The sequence below is a fragment of the Glutamicibacter sp. TV12E genome (assembly GCF_052441935.1).
In the GTDB taxonomy this organism is placed as follows: Bacteria; Actinomycetota; Actinomycetes; order Actinomycetales; family Micrococcaceae; genus Glutamicibacter.
Map to the genome: position 1 here is coordinate 542222 of NZ_JBQVVF010000001.1, position 17586 is coordinate 559807.

Annotated in this window: 10 protein-coding genes; 7 read left to right on the top strand and 3 right to left on the bottom strand. The window is 57.1% G+C overall.

Annotated features, from left to right (window positions below; all coding sequences use genetic code 11):
• Positions 1 to 12 precede the first annotated feature (12 nt).
• From ACT7DV_RS02465 to ACT7DV_RS02475, 3 genes are all read right to left on the bottom strand, one after another.
• The gene (locus ACT7DV_RS02465) at positions 13 to 1233 is read right to left on the bottom strand and encodes an NRAMP family divalent metal transporter (RefSeq protein ID WP_444660747.1); all 1221 of its coding nucleotides are present in this window, start codon (positions 1231 to 1233) and stop codon (positions 13 to 15) included.
• Positions 1234 to 1529: 296 nt separating this feature from the next.
• A complete protein-coding gene (purH, locus tag ACT7DV_RS02470) occupies positions 1530 to 3200 on the bottom strand; it encodes a bifunctional phosphoribosylaminoimidazolecarboxamide formyltransferase/IMP cyclohydrolase (protein ID WP_444660748.1) in 1671 nt (556 codons plus the stop codon).
• A gap of 97 nt (positions 3201 to 3297) precedes the next feature.
• The gene (locus tag ACT7DV_RS02475; protein WP_444660749.1) at positions 3298 to 4074 is read right to left on the bottom strand and encodes a hypothetical protein; all 777 of its coding nucleotides are present in this window, start codon (positions 4072 to 4074) and stop codon (positions 3298 to 3300) included.
• Between the two features lie 149 nt (positions 4075 to 4223).
• Here ACT7DV_RS02475 and ACT7DV_RS02480 point away from each other — a divergent pair, with 149 nt between their 5' ends.
• From ACT7DV_RS02480 to ACT7DV_RS02510, 7 genes are all read left to right on the top strand, one after another.
• Positions 4224 to 5561: an MFS transporter gene (locus ACT7DV_RS02480; RefSeq protein ID WP_444660750.1), complete on the top strand. Its 1338-nt coding sequence runs from the start codon at positions 4224 to 4226 to the stop codon at positions 5559 to 5561.
• Between the two features lie 131 nt (positions 5562 to 5692).
• The gene (locus ACT7DV_RS02485; RefSeq protein ID WP_444660751.1) at positions 5693 to 6190 is read left to right on the top strand and encodes a hypothetical protein; all 498 of its coding nucleotides are present in this window, start codon (positions 5693 to 5695) and stop codon (positions 6188 to 6190) included.
• 732 nt (positions 6191 to 6922) lie between these two features.
• Complete coding sequence (locus ACT7DV_RS02490) at positions 6923 to 13918, top strand: DNRLRE domain-containing protein (protein WP_444660752.1); 6996 nt, start codon at positions 6923 to 6925, stop codon at positions 13916 to 13918.
• Between the two features lies 1 nt (position 13919).
• Complete coding sequence (locus ACT7DV_RS02495; protein ID WP_444660753.1) at positions 13920 to 14195, top strand: hypothetical protein; 276 nt, start codon at positions 13920 to 13922, stop codon at positions 14193 to 14195.
• 433 nt (positions 14196 to 14628) lie between these two features.
• Positions 14629 to 15633, top strand: a complete 1005-nt coding sequence (locus tag ACT7DV_RS02500; RefSeq protein ID WP_444660754.1) for an RHS repeat-associated core domain-containing protein — start codon at positions 14629 to 14631, stop codon at positions 15631 to 15633.
• The gene (locus ACT7DV_RS02505) at positions 15634 to 15891 is read left to right on the top strand and encodes a hypothetical protein (protein WP_444660755.1); all 258 of its coding nucleotides are present in this window, start codon (positions 15634 to 15636) and stop codon (positions 15889 to 15891) included.
• Between the two features lie 957 nt (positions 15892 to 16848).
• Complete coding sequence (locus tag ACT7DV_RS02510; RefSeq protein ID WP_444660756.1) at positions 16849 to 17571, top strand: hypothetical protein; 723 nt, start codon at positions 16849 to 16851, stop codon at positions 17569 to 17571.
• Positions 17572 to 17586: the final 15 nt, after the last annotated feature.

Here is a 17586-nt window from a genome sequence, read left to right on the forward strand (position 1 = left end):
CGGTTGTTCTCCTTAGCCCTGCCAGAGCGCTGCTAGTCCGGTCAACGAGTTCCATCCGAGGAATACGCTCAACAGCCATGCGAGCACGCCCACGAGAAGCAGGAACTTGGGGTACTTGTAGCCGCCCATGAGGTCCCGGCGGCGCCAGGCGACCCACAGCAATACTGCGAAACCGACAGGCAGGATCAGGCCATTGAATGCTCCGGCGAAGATCAGCAGGGTGGCTGGTGCCTTGCCCAGGAACAGGTAGATGATGCCGCAGACCGCGATGAAGGCCACGGTGATCATATTGCGGGTACGTTCCGAGGTGGTTCGCTTGGTAATAAAGGAGACCGATGTGTACGCCGCACCGATGACACTGGTCAACGCCGCAGCCCAGAGGATGATGCCGAAGGCGCGGATGCCGATATCGCCTGCCGCGTGGCCGAAGGCTTCGGCGGCCTTGTTGTCGCTGGCCAGCACCACGCCGCCGGCGACGACGCCTAGGATCGCCAGGAACAAGAGCACGCGCATGATGCCGGTGACGATGATGGCCAGGATTGAGATGTTGGAAATTGATTTGACGTGCTCGATGCCGCTGGTGCCCGAATCGATCATGCGGTGCGCGCCGGCGTAGGTGATGTAGCCTCCGACGGTGCCGCCGATCAAGGTGGTGATGATCAGGAAGTCGATCTTCTCAGGCAGTACGACGTTCTTCAGCGCCTCGCCAACAGGTGGTGCGGCAACGATGGCTACGTAGAGCATCAGCAGGATCATGATGGCGCCGAGCAGCACCACGATGCGGTCCAGGGCCATGCCGGCTTTCTTGGACAGGAAGATCAGGATGGCGATAACGGCAGAAATCGCACCACCGATTTTGGCATCCACACCGAGCATCGCGTTGACGCCGAGTCCGGTGCCGGCGATATTGCCGATGTTGAAGACCATGCCTCCGATGAATACGAGAACTGCCAGGAACCAGCCCACACCGGGCAGGACCTTGTTGCCAAGTTCCTGGGCCCGCATCCCGGTGACGCCAATGACGCGCCAGACGTTCAGCTGCACCGCGATATCGACGAGGATCGAGACGACAATGGCGAAGGCGAAGGCAGCGCCGATTTGCACCGTGAATTCGGTGGTCTGGGTGATGAATCCGGGGCCGATGGCGCTCGTGGCCATCAAGAACATGGCCCCAAGCAGGGCGGTGCGCCGCGCTTTGGGGCTCATTTCAGTCTTTGACTCAGGAAGTGCCATGGTGACGTTCCAATGCGATAGTGGTGACAGCTGTCACAGAATCAATGTAACGCACAAGACATTACAGGTTGTTGAACAACCTTGGCAAGATGTTGTTGAACAATTTTCTGTTTCGTGAAAATCACGCCATCGGCCCAAGCACGCCGCACCTACTTCCAGCCTTGCGAAAGCCATATGATGACCTGATAAAACATCACCTTTCGGCGCCTTGGGCATCAGCTGCGATCCGAATTAAAAAAGCCACGATCCACGCGAAAAGATTCGCGTGGATCGTGGCGGAAAAGCGCTATTACTTCCTAGTGGAAGAAGTGGCGTGCACCGGTGAAGTACATCGTGATGCCGGCTTCGTTCGCGGCTGCGATCACTTCCTCATCGCGTACCGAACCGCCAGGCTGCACAACAGCCTTGACGCCGGCATCGATCAGGATCTGCAGGCCATCAGCGAATGGGAAGAACGCATCCGAAGCGGCAACGGAGCCCACGGCACGCTGCTCGGAAGCAGCGGCGTCAGCGTTCTCCGCGCCACCGGCAGCGTCTGCGCCGGATTCGACCTTCACGCCTAGGGTGTTGGCGCGCTCGACGGCCAGCTTGCAGGAGTCGATGCGGTTGACCTGGCCCATGCCGATACCCGTTGCCGCACCGTTCTTGGCCAGCAGGATCGCGTTGGACTTCGCTGCGCGCACCGCGCTCCATGCGAACTCCAAATCAGCAAGGGTCACTGCATCAGCAGCCTCGCCCGCAGCAAGGGTCCAGTTCTCCGGCTTGTCGCCTTCTGCGTCAATCTTGTCGCCAGCCTGGACCAGCATGCCGCCAGAAACCTGGCGGAACTCGTTCTTGTTCCGGTCATAGCCTTCTGGCATCGCCAGCAAACGAATGTTCTTCTTCGCCGAAAGGATCTCGACAGCTTCAGCTTCGAAGTCCGGCGCGATAACGACCTCGGTGAAGATGCCCTTGACGGTCTCGGCCATTTCCTTGGTCACCGTGCGGTTGGCAGCAATCACGCCGCCAAAAGCGGAGACAGGGTCGGTAGCGTGCGCCTTGCGGTGCGCGTCGGCAATCGGATCGGCAGCGTCGTCGGAAGCCACGGCAACGCCGCAGGGGTTGGCGTGCTTGACCACAGCCACCGCCGGCTTCTCGAAATCGAAAGCGGCACGCAATGCAGCGTCGGCATCAACGTAGTTGTTGTAGCTCATTGGCTTGCCATGCAGCTGGTCGGCCTGCGCGATACCTGCTGGCGCGGCTTCGTCAACGTAGAGGGCAGCCTGCTGGTGCGGGTTTTCGCCGTAACGCAGGACAGCTGAGCGCTGCAGGGCGACGCCTGCGTAGGCTGGCCAGTCAATGACGCCGTCGCCATCTTCGTCCAGGAACTGGCTGGCGGTCCACGAAGCCACCGCGGTGTCATAGGCTGCGGTGTGGGCATAGGCCTTGGCAGCAAGACGCTGGCGGGTCTTCAAGTCGAAGCCGCCATCACCGGCCGCGGAAATCACCTGCGGGTAGAAGGCCGGGTCGACAACGATCGATACCGCTGCATGGTTCTTGGCAGCCGAGCGGACCATGGCTGGCCCGCCAATGTCGATCTGCTCGACAACTTCATCCTGGGATGCGCCGGAAGCAACGGTCTGCACGAAGGGGTAGAGGTTGACGACCACCAGGTCGATCTGCTCGATGTCCATCGAGGACAGGGTGTCCATGTGCTCGGAAACGCGGCGGTCGGCAAGGATGCCGCCGTGGATGCGCGGGTGCAGGGTCTTGACGCGGCCGTCGAGCATTTCAGGCGAACCGGTCACCTGCTCGACCTCGGTCACTGGAATTCCAGCAGCGGCGATCTTCTTGGCGGTGGAACCGGTGGATACCAGCTGGACGCCTGCAGCGTGCAGTCCGGCGGCCAGCTCCTCCAGGCCGGTCTTGTCGTAGACGGAAATCAGTGCGCGGCGGATGGCGACTTTGTCCAGGACGGTCTTACTCACGAAATTTTTCTCCCGGCGGTGAGAATGAATGGGGCGGGCAGCACACAGGCCACCGCCCTCATTCTAGCCAAGTCCTTGCCCGATTTTTCAGTTCGTGTCATTCCCCTTCAACGAGCGCGGAGAGCTGCGGGAAATACTTGGAAAGCTGCTGGTCAGTGAGGCAAAGCCGCAAGAGCTTCTCGGCATGGTCTTCATCGGCAACGTAGCAAACCAGGTCGGCGGTGGTGCGTTGCTGGAGCTCTTCGCGCAACGAGTTCGCCACGGCCACCAGCGTGCCATAGTAGCGCTTGATGGTCGCTTCCCATCCCTCGCGTGATGCCAGGTCAGTCATCGCATCAGACCACAGCGTCGCCGCCGGATCCTCGCATAAATCAATAGCTGACCAGTGCCAATCGCTAGGCTCCCACTTATCCGAGTAGAAGCTTTCGGCGTCATCGGCCTCCAAGCCTTCTTCGAGCGAGGCAAGAACCTGGTCAAGATCGTCTTCTTCGACGCCCTCTTGATCTTCGTCGTCGAGGTCCTCGTCATCAGCGTCGGAAATCACAATGGAGTTTTCTTCCAATGTGACTTCTTCGGATTCCAACGGACTATCCACCCGGGCATCCGGGCGGTCCTCGTAATCGGCTGGTTCATCGGCGTCCTCGCCGCGTTCCACCAATTCTTCGCGGGATGCCGTGGCACGGTCTCTTTCGAGAGCCTGTACTGAGTTCAGCGCGAGCAGCGGCATCGCGATGCTCTCGCTTTCCTCCGTGCTGACCCCGTGCAGGGCAATGGCATAGAAGTCTTGGTCCGGGTGTCCAGCAATCACTTCCGCCGCGTGCCGAAGGGCGGTCACCCGTATCGCCTCTTCGAGAGCGGCCCAATCTACTCCCATGCCCAGAGATTACTCCCTCCCCCGCGCTGACAACAGGTCTTGACGTGGCAAGCAAAGAAGCGTAGAGAGCTACGGACCTGAAATGGTTTTCGGCTATGCTTCGACGCGGTACACACTACATTTGCTCGCACTGAGAAAGGCGCCGCACCGTGTCTTCTGCACTCCCGCCCTCGGGCACGACCATCGTGCAAGAACTACCCTTCAAGTGGAAGGTCCAAGGTGCCATTTTCATCATTGGCGGCCTGGGGTTCATGTTCGATGCCTGGGATGTGACATTGAACGGGGCATTGATCCCGCTGGTTGCCCAGGAATGGGGCCTGGAACGTCCCACCGCGGCGCTGCTGGGCACCTCCAACTTGGTGGGCATGGCCGTGGGCGCCTTCCTCTGGGGTGGCATCGCCGACAGGTTCGGACGAAAAAACGCTTTCAGCATGACGCTGCTGATGTTCGCGGTATTCACCGTCTTGGGCGCGCTGTCTCCGAACTTCGGGTTCTTCGTCGCATTCCGTTTCCTCGCCGGCGTCGGTCTGGGCGGTTGCATTCCGGTGGACTATGCCCTGGTCGGCGAATTCACGCCGGCCAAGTTGCGCGGGCGGGTTCTTACCGCCATGGACGGTTGGTGGCCGATTGGCGCTGCGCTGTCCTTCTTCGTCTCGGGCTGGGTCATGGCCACCGCCGATAACTGGCGGCTGATCCTGGCCGTGATGATCCTTCCGGCGTTCATGGTGTTCCTGGTCCGGCGTTCCGTACCTGAATCCCCGTTGTATTTGGCGGCCAAGGGACGAGAGGTCCACGCGCGTGCCGTCATTGACCAGCTGGTCGAGCGCACCGGCGCCACGCCGCGCGAGTACATCATTGATCAGCCTGTCGCCGAGCGCCCGGCGCGATGGTGGGAGCAGGTTGTGGCGCTATGGCGCTACTCCTGGAAAATCACCGCGACCAGCTGGCTACTGTTTGTCACCGTGCTGCTGGTGTACTACCTGGCGTTGACGTGGCTGCCATCAATTCTCACCGAGGCCGGCATGGCCCAGTCGGCCTCCTTCTTCGCCACCGCTGTCATGGCGCTGATGGGCTTGGTTGGCGTGGTGGCCGCTGCCTTGCTGGTGGAACGCGTGGGCCGCAAATGGCTCTTGGCGATTTCGGCCCCGCTCTCCGGAATTGTGCTGATCCTGGTGGCGCTGAACTTGCAGGTTCCTTCGGCGGCCGTGGGATGGGTACTGGTCTTCGGCGTCATCGTCCAGGTGGCCATCCCGGTGCTGTATGCCTATGTTTCCGAGCTGTATCCGACCGAGCTGCGGGCTAGCGGATTCGGCTGGGCGTCGACCATGTCGCGCTTTGCTGCAGGCTTCGGCCCGCTGCTCTTTGCCACGCTGTGGCCAGTGATTGGCTTGCCCGGGCTCTTTGCCGGAGCAACGGTTCTGGTCGTCATCGCCATGATTTTCATGGCCAAGTTCGCCCCCGAGACTAGGGGCCGGGAACTCGGCTAGGCTGCCGCGGCGCAAAGCGGCCACAGTATCCTCTCGCCCATACAATTGGAGGACTGCACCTCTTCAGCAGTTAAATCGTCGCAGCACCTTTTGGCGGTAAGCATGGCGAAGCACAGCGACGGGAACAAACAATGACCTTTGACCAGAAGCACCTCAAAAGCGATGGATTCACTGGGTTCCGTTCCATCGCCTCCCTGGAAATCAATCGCATCCCGCAGCGCCAGGGGATATTCGCCGTGCTGGCACCCAAAGGCTTTGAGCCTCGATTCCTCAATCGCAGCACCGCTGGCACGTTCAAGAAGAAGAATCCGTCGCTCAAGGCGGACCAGCTGGCGAGCGAATGGGTCGATGGCACCGAGGTTCTGTATATCGGCAAGGCTGGCGCCGGGAGCCAGGGAAACCGCGGCTTGCGCCGGCAGATCCAGGAATTTGTCGATTTTGGGCAAGGCAAACCGCCGGGACATTGGGATGGCCGCTTGATCTGGCAGCTGGCTGGCTCTGCAAAGCTCTTGATCGCCTGGAAAGAGCTGCCCGCTGAAGAGCTGAACGCGGCGTTGGCGGCGTACCACGAGAATTTTCACGCCAACTTCAACAAACTGCCCTACGCCAATCTGGTGCGGGCGCGATAAAACCGGCATCACCTAAGCAACATCGAGGCCTGCATCTAGGCAAGCGGCAACGCCAAGCCCGTGCTGCCAGGGCATGACCCTACGCGGATTGTCTGGCCTGCGTCCCCACGAAGTTGTTTACTCCACTGTTCATATCAAACTCAGATGTCTGTGCATCCGGCGCGACACAGGTCAACAAGCGTCTGTCAAAGCCAAGGACCCTTATCGCCCATGTCGCGAAAGATGCTCCCCACTTATCGACACGTCATTATCCATTAAACCTGGTTATCTAAATCTGGGCTGTTATGGGTATCTCGAACGAAGCCTTCCATAATTAGTATGCCTTCCCATAAATCTTCCGTGGCATTCGTTGAAAGTGTTATCCCTGTCCTGGTTTCCAGCATGGCGCTTGCCACATCTATTCAATCTCTGCCCCTCCCAGCAGCCTCCCGTGTTCTTCGGGTCACGGCCCGCATGTATATGCCCCACAACCCCACGACCTGACGCGGATGGATGTCCTGATGAGAGAGTGACGATGCAATGCATGCAGTCCGAAAGTTCCCAAGCAGCTCGAAGAAAGCGAAACATGTCCTACGGGTCACATCGAAGCGTATAGCCGAGGGATTGATTAAATAACGTTTCAGATACTTTTTTCCCAGGGCGATCTTTTCGTCATGATCCACCTCAGAACTGTAGAAGAATTTATGTGTTGACTATGTGCCAGCTTTAAGTTTTATCGAAAATGAGGTCAAAGTGAACCTTCTCAGAGGGGATACCTCTGCGCGCCTGTGGACAGATTTCACAGTACGCAAGAGAAAAATCCTGTCCACTATCGCGATTGCCAGCACCAGCGCCTTGCTGGCCTCAGGCTTAGTCGCCCCTCCCGCGTTCGCAGAAGACGAACCGCAAGACACCGCACAAACCGTTGAAGACGTTGCCGAACGTCCTGACGGGGTGTCTGCCCAAATTACTGCCAAGGTAACCGGGCACCGCGTCGAAGATCTTTCCCTGCGCACGGCCACAGAGCAGGTGTTTGCCAACCCTGACGGGACGTGGACCTCGGAAACTACTTCTGCGGCCCGGTTCAAAGAAGAAGATGGCACGTTCGTTTCAATTGGCAATGCCAACGAGCTCACAGATGCCCACGAACCTGTGGTCGGCGACGGCACGGAGCTGACCGTCGCTGATGGAGAACAAGCGGTCGGGGACGGGCCGACCAAAGATTCCGTGGTTCTCGCTGAGCTGGAATCTACTGGCGAAAACAAAGGCGCCAAGCTGAAGCTTGGGTGGGAAGGGGCACTACCGGCCCCTGAGATTGACGACAACCAGGCCAAGTACGTGGACCAGGTTGAGATCCCTGTGTTTGAGGATTCCATTGGTGAAGTAGTTCCACAAACTTCCACGGTGACGCCGATCCCGTCCGAATCCTCTAAGCCCGCCGAGGAATCAGAAGAAGCTGAAGCACCGAACCCTGACGAAACCCCATCAGAAACTCAAACAGCAACCCCTGACGAGACTCCGTCAGAGGCTCCGACTGAACCGACTGAAGTTCCGGGATCATCTGCACCTAGCGAAGATTCGCAAGAATCCGAAAGCGCCGAGTCCGAGAACGGAGCTTCAGAAGCAACAGAAGAAACACCCTCTGAAGAAACTCCACAGCAGAAATCTGCTGAAGCTGACGTCATCGTTCAGCCCCTGCAGTCGGGCTTCTCGCACCGGACCGTATTGGAGCAAGCCCCTGAAGGCGACGTTTCCCTGCGGTTCCCAGTCAGCCTGTCAAAGGGACTCAAATTGGAAAAAGATGAGAGAACCGGGGATCTGCGCGCCGTGAACAGCAAGGGCGAGACGGTGTTCTTCGCCCCGGCACCGACGATGTGGGATGCCAAGATCGATGAGGCTTCTGGCCTTCCGGCTGCTGAACGTTTCGTCGACACCGAGCTCACCGAAGAAGACGGCGTTCCCGTCCTCATCTTGAATGTTAAAGCTGAATGGCTGCAGGATCCAGACCGCCAGTATCCAGTCACAATTGACCCGACGTGGACTTCCGGCGTGTCTGATACGTGGGTTCAGGCCGATGTTCCCGGCTCCAAAGCCGGCGACCCTGAACTTCGAGTTGGCACTTTCAATGGTGGTTCGCTGAAGTCTCGTTCGTTCTTGCAGTTCGCCTCCACCGCCTTGAACGGCAAGAAGATCACCAAAGCTGAGCTGCGGATGCACAACTACCACTCCTATTCGTGCACTTCGTCGCCGATCAAGGTGCAACGGGTGACGACATCGTGGATTGCGTCTGATGTTCGTTGGACCGCCCAGCCCAGCGTGACCACCAGCGGCGAAGGTTCAAACAACGTTTCCAAAGGCTACTCCTCCAGTTGCGCAGCCGGATACGTTTACTACCCGATCACGCCGATTGCCCAGTACTGGGCAGACAACCCCACCAAGAACTTTGGTGTTCGACTGATTGCCGCCGACGAGAAGAGCAATTACTCGTGGAAACGGTACCGCTCCGCAAACTACATCACTGGGTCTAATGATCCAGTTGAACCTCAGTTCGTCGTCACCTACAACTCCTACCCCGGCACCCCGTCAGGTGTCTCCTTCAACTCTGGCCAGTCGGTGAAAGACGCTGCTGGCAAACTATGGGTGAAGACCAAGACTCCCACGTTCCGTTCGACGGTGACGGACCCGGATGGCGGTAACGTCAAAGCCGAGTTCGACATGTCCGGAACCAGCACGTTGACCAAGCAGGCTGGCTCGACCGTTGCTTCCAAGCAGGTCTCCACGTACAAGGCCTCTTTGGCTGAGAACGGCACCTACACGGTCAAGGCCTGGGCCAATGACGGTTCGCTGCGTTCCAAGGCAGCCGGTTCGTCAACAACTTTCACCGTTGACTCGGTAGCGCCTTCGGCTCCTTCGATCACCTCCTCAGGAGGAATTACGAACAACGGGTGGAAAGCATCAAAACCAAGTTCGAATACTTTCACGTTCTCTTCCAGCGCTGATACCGACAAGTTCTCGTACCAGTTGAACAATGATCCTTGGAAGACTGCCACGGCGACCTCAGGCAAGGCGACATTGTCATGGAACCCTACCGGAGCGAATATCCTGAGGGTGAAGGCGAACGACAAGGCGACCAACACTTCGGGCACGACCACCTGGACCTTCGGCAACGGCGTTGCTTCATTGACTTCTCCCGCAGGTGGTTCCACTACTTCGGACTCATTCAAGGTCACTGGCCAAGGACCGAGTTCATCGACCGGCGTGGTGACCCCGAAGGTGTATTGGCGTGAAGCAAACAGCGTGAGTGCTGATACGAGCACCTATGGTTCGAATAGCGGATGGTATGAAGCCGCCACTTTGCCTGCTATCGCGGCTGGGCAACCAGTCAAGATCAACACCATGGTCAACGTCGCGGCCTCTCCGGCAGGCAAGCTCAAGGAACTGGGCAAAGACCGCCTGGCTACATTAGTAGAGCTCCAGGTCTGCTTCGACTACGCAGGTGCCCCGGCCTCGTCGAAGTTGCAGTGCACCACGAACAAATCCAAGAAACCAGTGCAGGTCACCAAGCTGCCGCACGCTTTCGGGGATAACTACCCTGTTGCCGAAGCAGGCGACGGACAGGTAGCACTGGCCACCGGCGAGCTGAACCTTTCGGAAACCGACGTCGAAGTCGACGCGGGCAACACCGGTTTGTCCGTGAACCGCTCCTACTCCTCCTATTCCGGAATTGGCGCGAACTCGAAGATCTTCGGCAAGGGCTGGCGCGTGAATATCGAAGGTCCTGATGAGGGGCTTTCAGGGCTGATGGTCGCTGAATCCACTGCCCTGGATGGCACCGTCACGCTGATCAATGATGACGAAACAGCCGCGGTCTTCCGCCAGCCAGGCAACGGCCGTGTCTCCTTGAAGACCGGCACCTATGTGGCGGCCAATGACGACGCGAGCGCTTCAGGATGGAAACTCGCTCTCTCCGGCACGGGTAACTCCGCGCGGATCAAGATCACCGAGGAAGACGGCACGGTGACCACGTTCAAGCGTGGTGCGATCCTGGAAGGCAACTCCAAGATCTATGAATGGATCACTGAAACCGTCACCGGCGGCAACGGCACGGGCACAGCCAAGTTCGTCTCCAATACTGCCGGGCAGACCACCATGGTCGTCGCCGGTACTGAGACAAACCTGACGTGCGACACGGCCACCCCCGTCAAGGGCTGCCGGCGCATCAACCTGGCCTATGACACCTCAGGCAAGGTCACGAAAGTTACCTACACCGCCTGGGATCCAGCCGCCAGCGCCATGAAAACCGTGAACATCGCCGAGTACGGGTATGACGGAACGACCGCTGACGCACGACTGGTCAGCGTGAAGGATTCCCGCACCGGGGATGTCACTTCCTACACCTACGCTGCTGACTCTGCCGCTGGCGTGCCGCTGATCGCGTCCACCGAGGAAAAGACCAGCAGCGGAGCACGTGTTGATGCCCCAACCTACTATTCCTACGGGCTCGGGAACACCGGATCCGGGCGTGCTGACTGGCTGGAAAAGGTCGAGCGAGGCAACGCCACCGACGGAAATACGCGAGTGCAAACAGCACGCTTTGTCTACGGGATCAACCCCGTCGGGGATGGAAACAACCTGCCGGATCTGCGTGAAGAACGAGTCAAGCTCTGGGAGCAAGAAGGTTCCAAGCGTCCCGTTACCGGTTACGCGGTGTTCGGTGCCGGGAAGAACATCGCATCTTCCAAGGCCGGATCCGTTGCAGCCAGCGACTTCAAGTATGCGGATCTGCAGTATGTGGATTCGCAGAACCGGGTAGTGAACACATCCTCGTACGCTGCCGGCGCCTGGCAGAGCACCGCGAGCGTGTTCAACGAGGACGGCAATGTCGAACGCGCCTACGATGAGCGTGCCCTGCGTATGATCCAGGCCTCGGCCGCAACCCCTGAGAATGTGGTCGGCGGCATCGTCAATGGACATATGGACCAGGCCTCCCTGTCCTTCTACTGGTCGGCCCTGTCGGCCTATGTAGATGAGAACGGCGACGGCATTTCCACCGCCACCGACCCCGTGATCAAAGCAGATGAGATCGCCAAGAATGAGGCCACCGCGGAATTCTTGCGCGGGTATGTCACTGACTCCTATTCACCGGTGACCACCGATGAGAATGATGAGCCAGCCCGCGTCCACACCAAAACGACCTACACCGAGCTGACTGACGTCGATGCTGGCGGCATGCCACGGATGCTTCCGACAACGGTGGTGACATCGAAGTCGAATTCTGGCGACGTTGACAAGTCGGCCACGAATGAGCCGATCATTACCCAGGTGGAGAACGGCTACAACGCCTACACCGTCGATAAGAATGGAAAGGCGATTACCGACAAGAACAACCTGCGCTCAGGCTGGGTCATCGGTTCACCGACCAAGGTCACTCAGGTCCTGTCTCCCACGACAAACAACATCGTCACGGAAACCAGGTACGACGACCAGGGCCGGGTCATCGAGACCCGGCAACCGAAGTCGGCAGGAGCCGACGCCGGAACAACCCAGAGCATCTACTACACAGCCGGCGCCAACGCCGCGGATGCTGCTTGTGGCAGCAAGCCTGAATTTGCGGGATACCTGTGCAAGAACACCCCTAAGGGCGCTGGCTCGGTGTCGAAGCATCAGACCGGGTTCAACATCTATGGCCAGCCGGCGACGTTCACCGAAGCATCGACCGGAACTGACGGGGCCAAGCGCACGACAACCCAGACCTACCGCGCTGACGGGCAGGAGCTGAAAACCACGGTCACTACCAGTGGCATCACTACTACTGCGGTGCCGCCGGTGGAGAAGCTCTATGACGCTACCGGTGTACAGAACGGCGTACGGGCACTAGCCTCGGGCACGTTGCCGCAGTCAGAGGTGAAATGGACCCAGGATTTGTGGGGACGTACCACCTCCTACACGAACTCCCTGGGTGAAACGACCACCACCGAGTACGACGGATTCGGCAACGTGTCCAAGACCGTTTCGCCCGTGTCAACCTCTACCTACAAGTACGGGGCACTCTCAGGAGACGGCACCGCGGAGTACCAGGGCGTGGTCACCAGCATGACCGTGTCCAAGCATGGTGGAACGGAAACCGGCACCTACAAGGCGTCCTACGATGGCGACGGCAACATCCTGACCCAGAGCATCCCCGGCGGCTTCACCCAGAAAATGGACTACGACGAATCCGGCAAGCAGGTTCGCCTGGCTTATGACGGCCCGCTGAAAGCCGAAGACGGCACGAGCTCAACCGGAACCTGGATCGCGTGGGAACAGAACCGGGACACCACCGGTCGGATTGTCGGCGAGACGACTCCGGAGGGTGATGTCCTTGCGGGTACTTCCACAGCGGGTGATCGGGGTGCAGCTTATGACCGGTCGTTCACCTATGACCGGGCCGGACGCCTGACCGAAGTCAAGGATGTCACCGCGCAGCCAGGGGAAACCGTCAACACCGACCCTGTTGAAGGGGCAGTGACTCCGACGACGGTGCGGAAGTATGCGTTTGATAAGAACGGCAACCGCACCGCACTGACCACCACCGTCAACGGCACCCAGACCGCGAAGCGGTCCTGGGCCTATGATGCGGCTGACCGCGTCGGTGTAGGCGCCGGGTACGCGTACGACGGATTAGGACGCCAGACCACGATTCCAGCAGCGGATGCGCCAGCAGCAGGCGGTGGAGTCAAGGCTGGGGCTGGGCCGATCACGGTGAAGTACTTCGCTGATGATGCTGCAGCAGCCATCACCCGCAACGGCACCACCGCCACGATCAGCCGGGACCCTGCAGGCCGCCGACAATCGGTAACCTCCACAGGAACGAACGCTGCCGGGACCGAAACCAAGCACTACGCCGACAGTTCGGATAACCCTGCATGGAGCAGCCGTAAACAAGGAACGCAAACGATCACGACTCGGTATGAATCCACGATCGGAGGCGACCTCGCACTGACGATCACCGATAACAACGTTGAACTGGCGCTGAGCAACCCCCATGGCGATGTCGTTGCCACCGTGCCAGTCACCGGCACCGGAGCAGGGCAAGGCATCACTGGGTGGGCGCAGTACGACGAGTATGGCAACCAGCCGTCCGAACCAGTGAACACCGGCGCCACTTCGTATGGCTGGCACGGAGCAGATCAACGAGCTGTTGACACCAGCGGGCTGATCCTGATGGGCGCGAGGCTCTACAACTCGGTCACCGGGCTGTTCACCAGCCGAGACCCAGTAGAAGGTGGCAACACCACTAGCTATGCCTATCCGCAGGATCCGGTGGGGATGAGTGACATCACCGGCCTATGGAGTTTAAAAAGAGCTTGGGGTACGGCAAAACGAATATGGCGAAACCCGTGGTTCCAAGTCGGACTTGGGATTGGTCTAGCGTTTATCCCCGGTGGTTTAGCTGTTCGAGCAGGAATAGGTATTGTTTCTAAGATAGGAGGAATGCATCGGGCAGCGAGGGTTGCTAGAACTGCAATACGTTTCCGGTCGGTAAAAGGTTTCACCAGGCACGGCCTTAATCAGACTGTATCTCGTGGAGTTTCACCTCGAATAATAAGAAATACAGTTAATCACCCAATTGCAATGAAACCTCAATATCACGGAACCCTATACTTTGGAAGAAAAGGCAATGTGGTTCTCAATAAATCCAGAAAAGTCGTAACGGCATACAGATCATCCAAACTCTGGAAAAAAATGAAGAGAATGGGAAGGAAATAAAATGAGGAATCAGCACAAGCAACTCTTACGCCTCATTAGAAATGAATTGCGATCGGTTCGGCTTCCCATGCCGATGAACGACGTACCGGATGACGAGTACGAAAAACTTGAGTCAAAAATCCTATCAGCCTCTATGAAGCTGGGGAAAAATGAGGCCAGCATCGAAATATCAAAATTCATGGAAGATGAATTCAATACTTTCATAGATGAAAAACAGATGCGTGGATTTACAGAAATAATTGAAAAAGTTCAAGAAAGATTAAATTTAGAATCTTAGTAAGACGTCACGCAAAACACTCGGATGAATTTCCGTTCGAGTGTTTTGTGTGATATTGACCGACCGACAATAAGACTCATTCACGAACTGGTAGGTCCGATAGATTCCAGTTGCCCGCAAGCATCGACTACATGATAAGCACAGGAAACCAAGCGCACCGCTTCGTACAGCAAAAGGCCTCCCAACAAGCTCTGATTCTGGGAATTCGCATGTAACATTCCAGTTCTTCATTCACCGGAAACATACCCGGTAGCTCCGGTGCATCACCTTGTCATACGCGTGGAACACGCGGTCCTGGGCCTATGATGCGGCTGACCGCGTCGGTGTAGGCGCCGGGTACGCGTACGACGGATTAGGACGCCAGACCACGATTCCAGCAGCGGATGCGCCAGCAGCAGGCGGTGGAGTCAAGGCTGGGGCTGGGCCGATCACGGTGAAGTACTTCGCTGATGATGCTGCAGCAGCCATCACCCGCAACGGCACCACCGCCACGATCAGCCGGGACCCTGCAGGCCGCCGACAATCGGTAACCTCCACAGGAACGAACGCTGCCGGGACCGAAACCAAGCACTACGCCGACAGTTCGGATAACCCTGCATGGAGCAGCCGTAAACAAGGAACGCAAACGATCACGACTCGGTATGAATCCACGATCGGAGGCGACCTCGCACTGACGATCACCGATAACAACGTTGAACTGGCGCTGAGCAACCCCCATGGCGATGTCGTTGCCACCGTGCCAGTCACCGGCACCGGAGCAGGGCAAGGCATCACTGGGTGGGCGCAGTACGACGAGTATGGCAACCAGCCGTCCGAACCAGTGAACACCGGCGCCACTTCGTATGGCTGGCACGGAGCAGATCAACGAGCTGTTGACACCAGCGGGCTGATCCTGATGGGCGCGAGGCTCTACAACTCGGTCAACAGGTTGTTCACCAGCCGCGACCCCGTCCAGGGAGGAAATAGCACTAGCTATGCGTATCTTCAAGATCCTGTGGGGATGAGTGACATCACAGGATTGTGGAACTGGGGAAAAGCGCTCGGAATAGCAAGTACTATCTCAGGTTTCATTCCGGGCCCAGCCGGCATCATATCCTCCGCTGCATTCGGCTACAGCTCTGCCATTGCCTATAGGCTCAGCGGGAACCGTGCTGCAGCAAGGAGAATGGCAATCTCTACTACCATAGGATTAGTCGTACCTAAATATGCGAGCGCATTCACCAAATTGCGTAAGATAAAGAAAGTACGCAGAATTGGTAAGCGCACCGTCACTACCCGCCGCACAGTTTCCATACGGCGGGGGCATGCGATAACTAAGAAAAATTACAAACGCATGAAACGCGTGGATACGGTACGAATGAATGCATATAAATTTGCATACAATAGAGATCACTATGTAAATAGATATCGCTATTACAAGAGAAAGTACTACCGGTAAATGCAGGAAGAAGCAGATCCGCCAGAAATGCGGCGTGAAAAAATTGAAAAAAGAGAATCTACAATTAGCGTTCTACTTCTCACAGCGTTCGCCATTGGTGCAATTTTCTTGATGATTGTCCTTCTTATTGTGGGCGAAGGCAAATTTTCTTCCAAATTTGTCGATTTCCTTTTCATCTACACTGGTGCAACTTTCATTGTGTGGGCTGGACATAAATGGATTCCTCGCATTCAAATCACAAAAGACTCCGACCATTGATTCAATAATTCAGTAGCAAAAACTTCATCAAAAATAAGCGTAGTTCGGAATGATCTGCGCCGCGCTTATTTTTTTGAATTCTGATACATGTTTCGGAACTTATTTGTATCCAGTACGACAGTTCGATTCTAAATACTACGGAAGTATCCGTCCGGTGCTTCGAGCACCGAGGATGCAGTCGCCACCGCGCCAGTCACCGGTACCGGTGCAGGGCAAGGTATCACCGGGTGGGCGCAATACGACGAATATGGCAACCACCAGACGGAACCAGTGAATACCGGTGCGACGGCTTATGGCTGGCATGGAGCAGATCAACGAGCGGTCGATACCAGCAGACTGATCTCGATGGGCGCTAGGCTGTATAACTCAGTGACGGGGTTGTTCACCATTCGCGACCCAGTGGAGGGAGAAAACAGCACCAGCTATGCGTATCCACTAAATCCGGTGGGTGCGCCGGTGGGTGCGAGTGACATCTCCGGCGAATGGAGTTGGCGGGACACTGCTGATGTAGCACTTACCGCAGCTTCCTTCATTCCTGGAGTGAACACGGTAGCAATTCCATTGCGAATTGCGTCTATAGGCGTGAGAAGTTACCAGGTTGCCCGTGATGCGTATCATGCCACGAAAATCTTGCGGAGGACCAAAAGATTTATGCGGTCTACTCGAAGGGGCTACTACGTGACCCACCACCGGAGCTACTCTCCACGAGCCTCAAACTGGGCAGGTCGAATGTATGTGGGACGAGGGTACAAAACCACGCGAGGAGGCAGAACTTGGACGAGCCGAAATGGCCTGCACGAATACCGGAAACCTTCGGTTAAATACAACAAAAAGATCAAGCGAGGGCACGCTTACCAGTCGAACTTTAGTTCGAAATCAAAAGGATCAAGCCGTCGATCGGGGTGGCAGAAGAATTACCACGTTTCCATTTCTCCAAAACATAGGAGAATGTACTAAATGGCTAGGTTTAAACTGAAAGACATAAGCTGGGGAAGCGGGTTTGATAGTGCAAACCCAGTACCTGGAGCTTTGACGCTTGCTATCGGCTACGAAGGTACGGAATTCGAGGATTACTTCACTGCACTTCATTGCGGCCCTAATTCTTTGAAACAGCTCTTTGGGTCGAGAACCGTCGCTTTTGGGTATGGCTGTTTGTTCACAGACATCATTGACCAAAATGAAGCGGAAGAGCGGTTAGAGATTGCGATAGGCAAGATTCCGTGCACTGGAAGTTGGCAAACCGATGTTCTCCGGTTAGGAGCGCTCGGGCGTTGGGAAGATGACCCACAGGCTGACAGATATCGAGACGACGAACCCTGGGCCACTGAGGGGAACCCCGCGCCATCTCATTACTTGCCTGGATACGAAGTGAGAGAGCAAGGAGTAGAAGTTGCTTCCGAGCTGGATTTGCTTGTAGGTGTTGAAAGCGAATTATTCTCAACCAGGCTATCAATTCCTGTAGTCAGCATAGAGCAGATGCTTCGTATGATCGGTAGGCGACGGTTGGTTCTAGGTGCGGGGCTGTTGCTCTCGCGAGGGCCTGGCCCCGTGGACAAGCAGGCCGTAGCTTCTTTGATCGAGTTCGTTTCTGCACAAGGTGGTAAGTCTGACAACCTTGTGAAGCTTTCAAGATTCGGCCGAGTCGGTTCTCAATGGGATTGGTTTCAACTAAGTGGTTAGCAAACCGGGATACCA

Coding starts and splice junctions, on each gene's coding strand:
- ACT7DV_RS02495 (WP_444660753.1), top strand. CDS start 13,920: ATGAGGAATCAGCACAAGCAACTCTTACGCCTCATTAGAAATGAATTG.
- ACT7DV_RS02465 (WP_444660747.1), bottom strand. CDS start 1,233: ATGGCACTTCCTGAGTCAAAGACTGAAATGAGCCCCAAAGCGCGGCGC.
- ACT7DV_RS02475 (WP_444660749.1), bottom strand. CDS start 4,074: ATGGGAGTAGATTGGGCCGCTCTCGAAGAGGCGATACGGGTGACCGCC.
- ACT7DV_RS02505 (WP_444660755.1), top strand. CDS start 15,634: ATGCAGGAAGAAGCAGATCCGCCAGAAATGCGGCGTGAAAAAATTGAA.
- ACT7DV_RS02485 (WP_444660751.1), top strand. CDS start 5,693: ATGACCTTTGACCAGAAGCACCTCAAAAGCGATGGATTCACTGGGTTC.
- ACT7DV_RS02510 (WP_444660756.1), top strand. CDS start 16,849: ATGGCTAGGTTTAAACTGAAAGACATAAGCTGGGGAAGCGGGTTTGAT.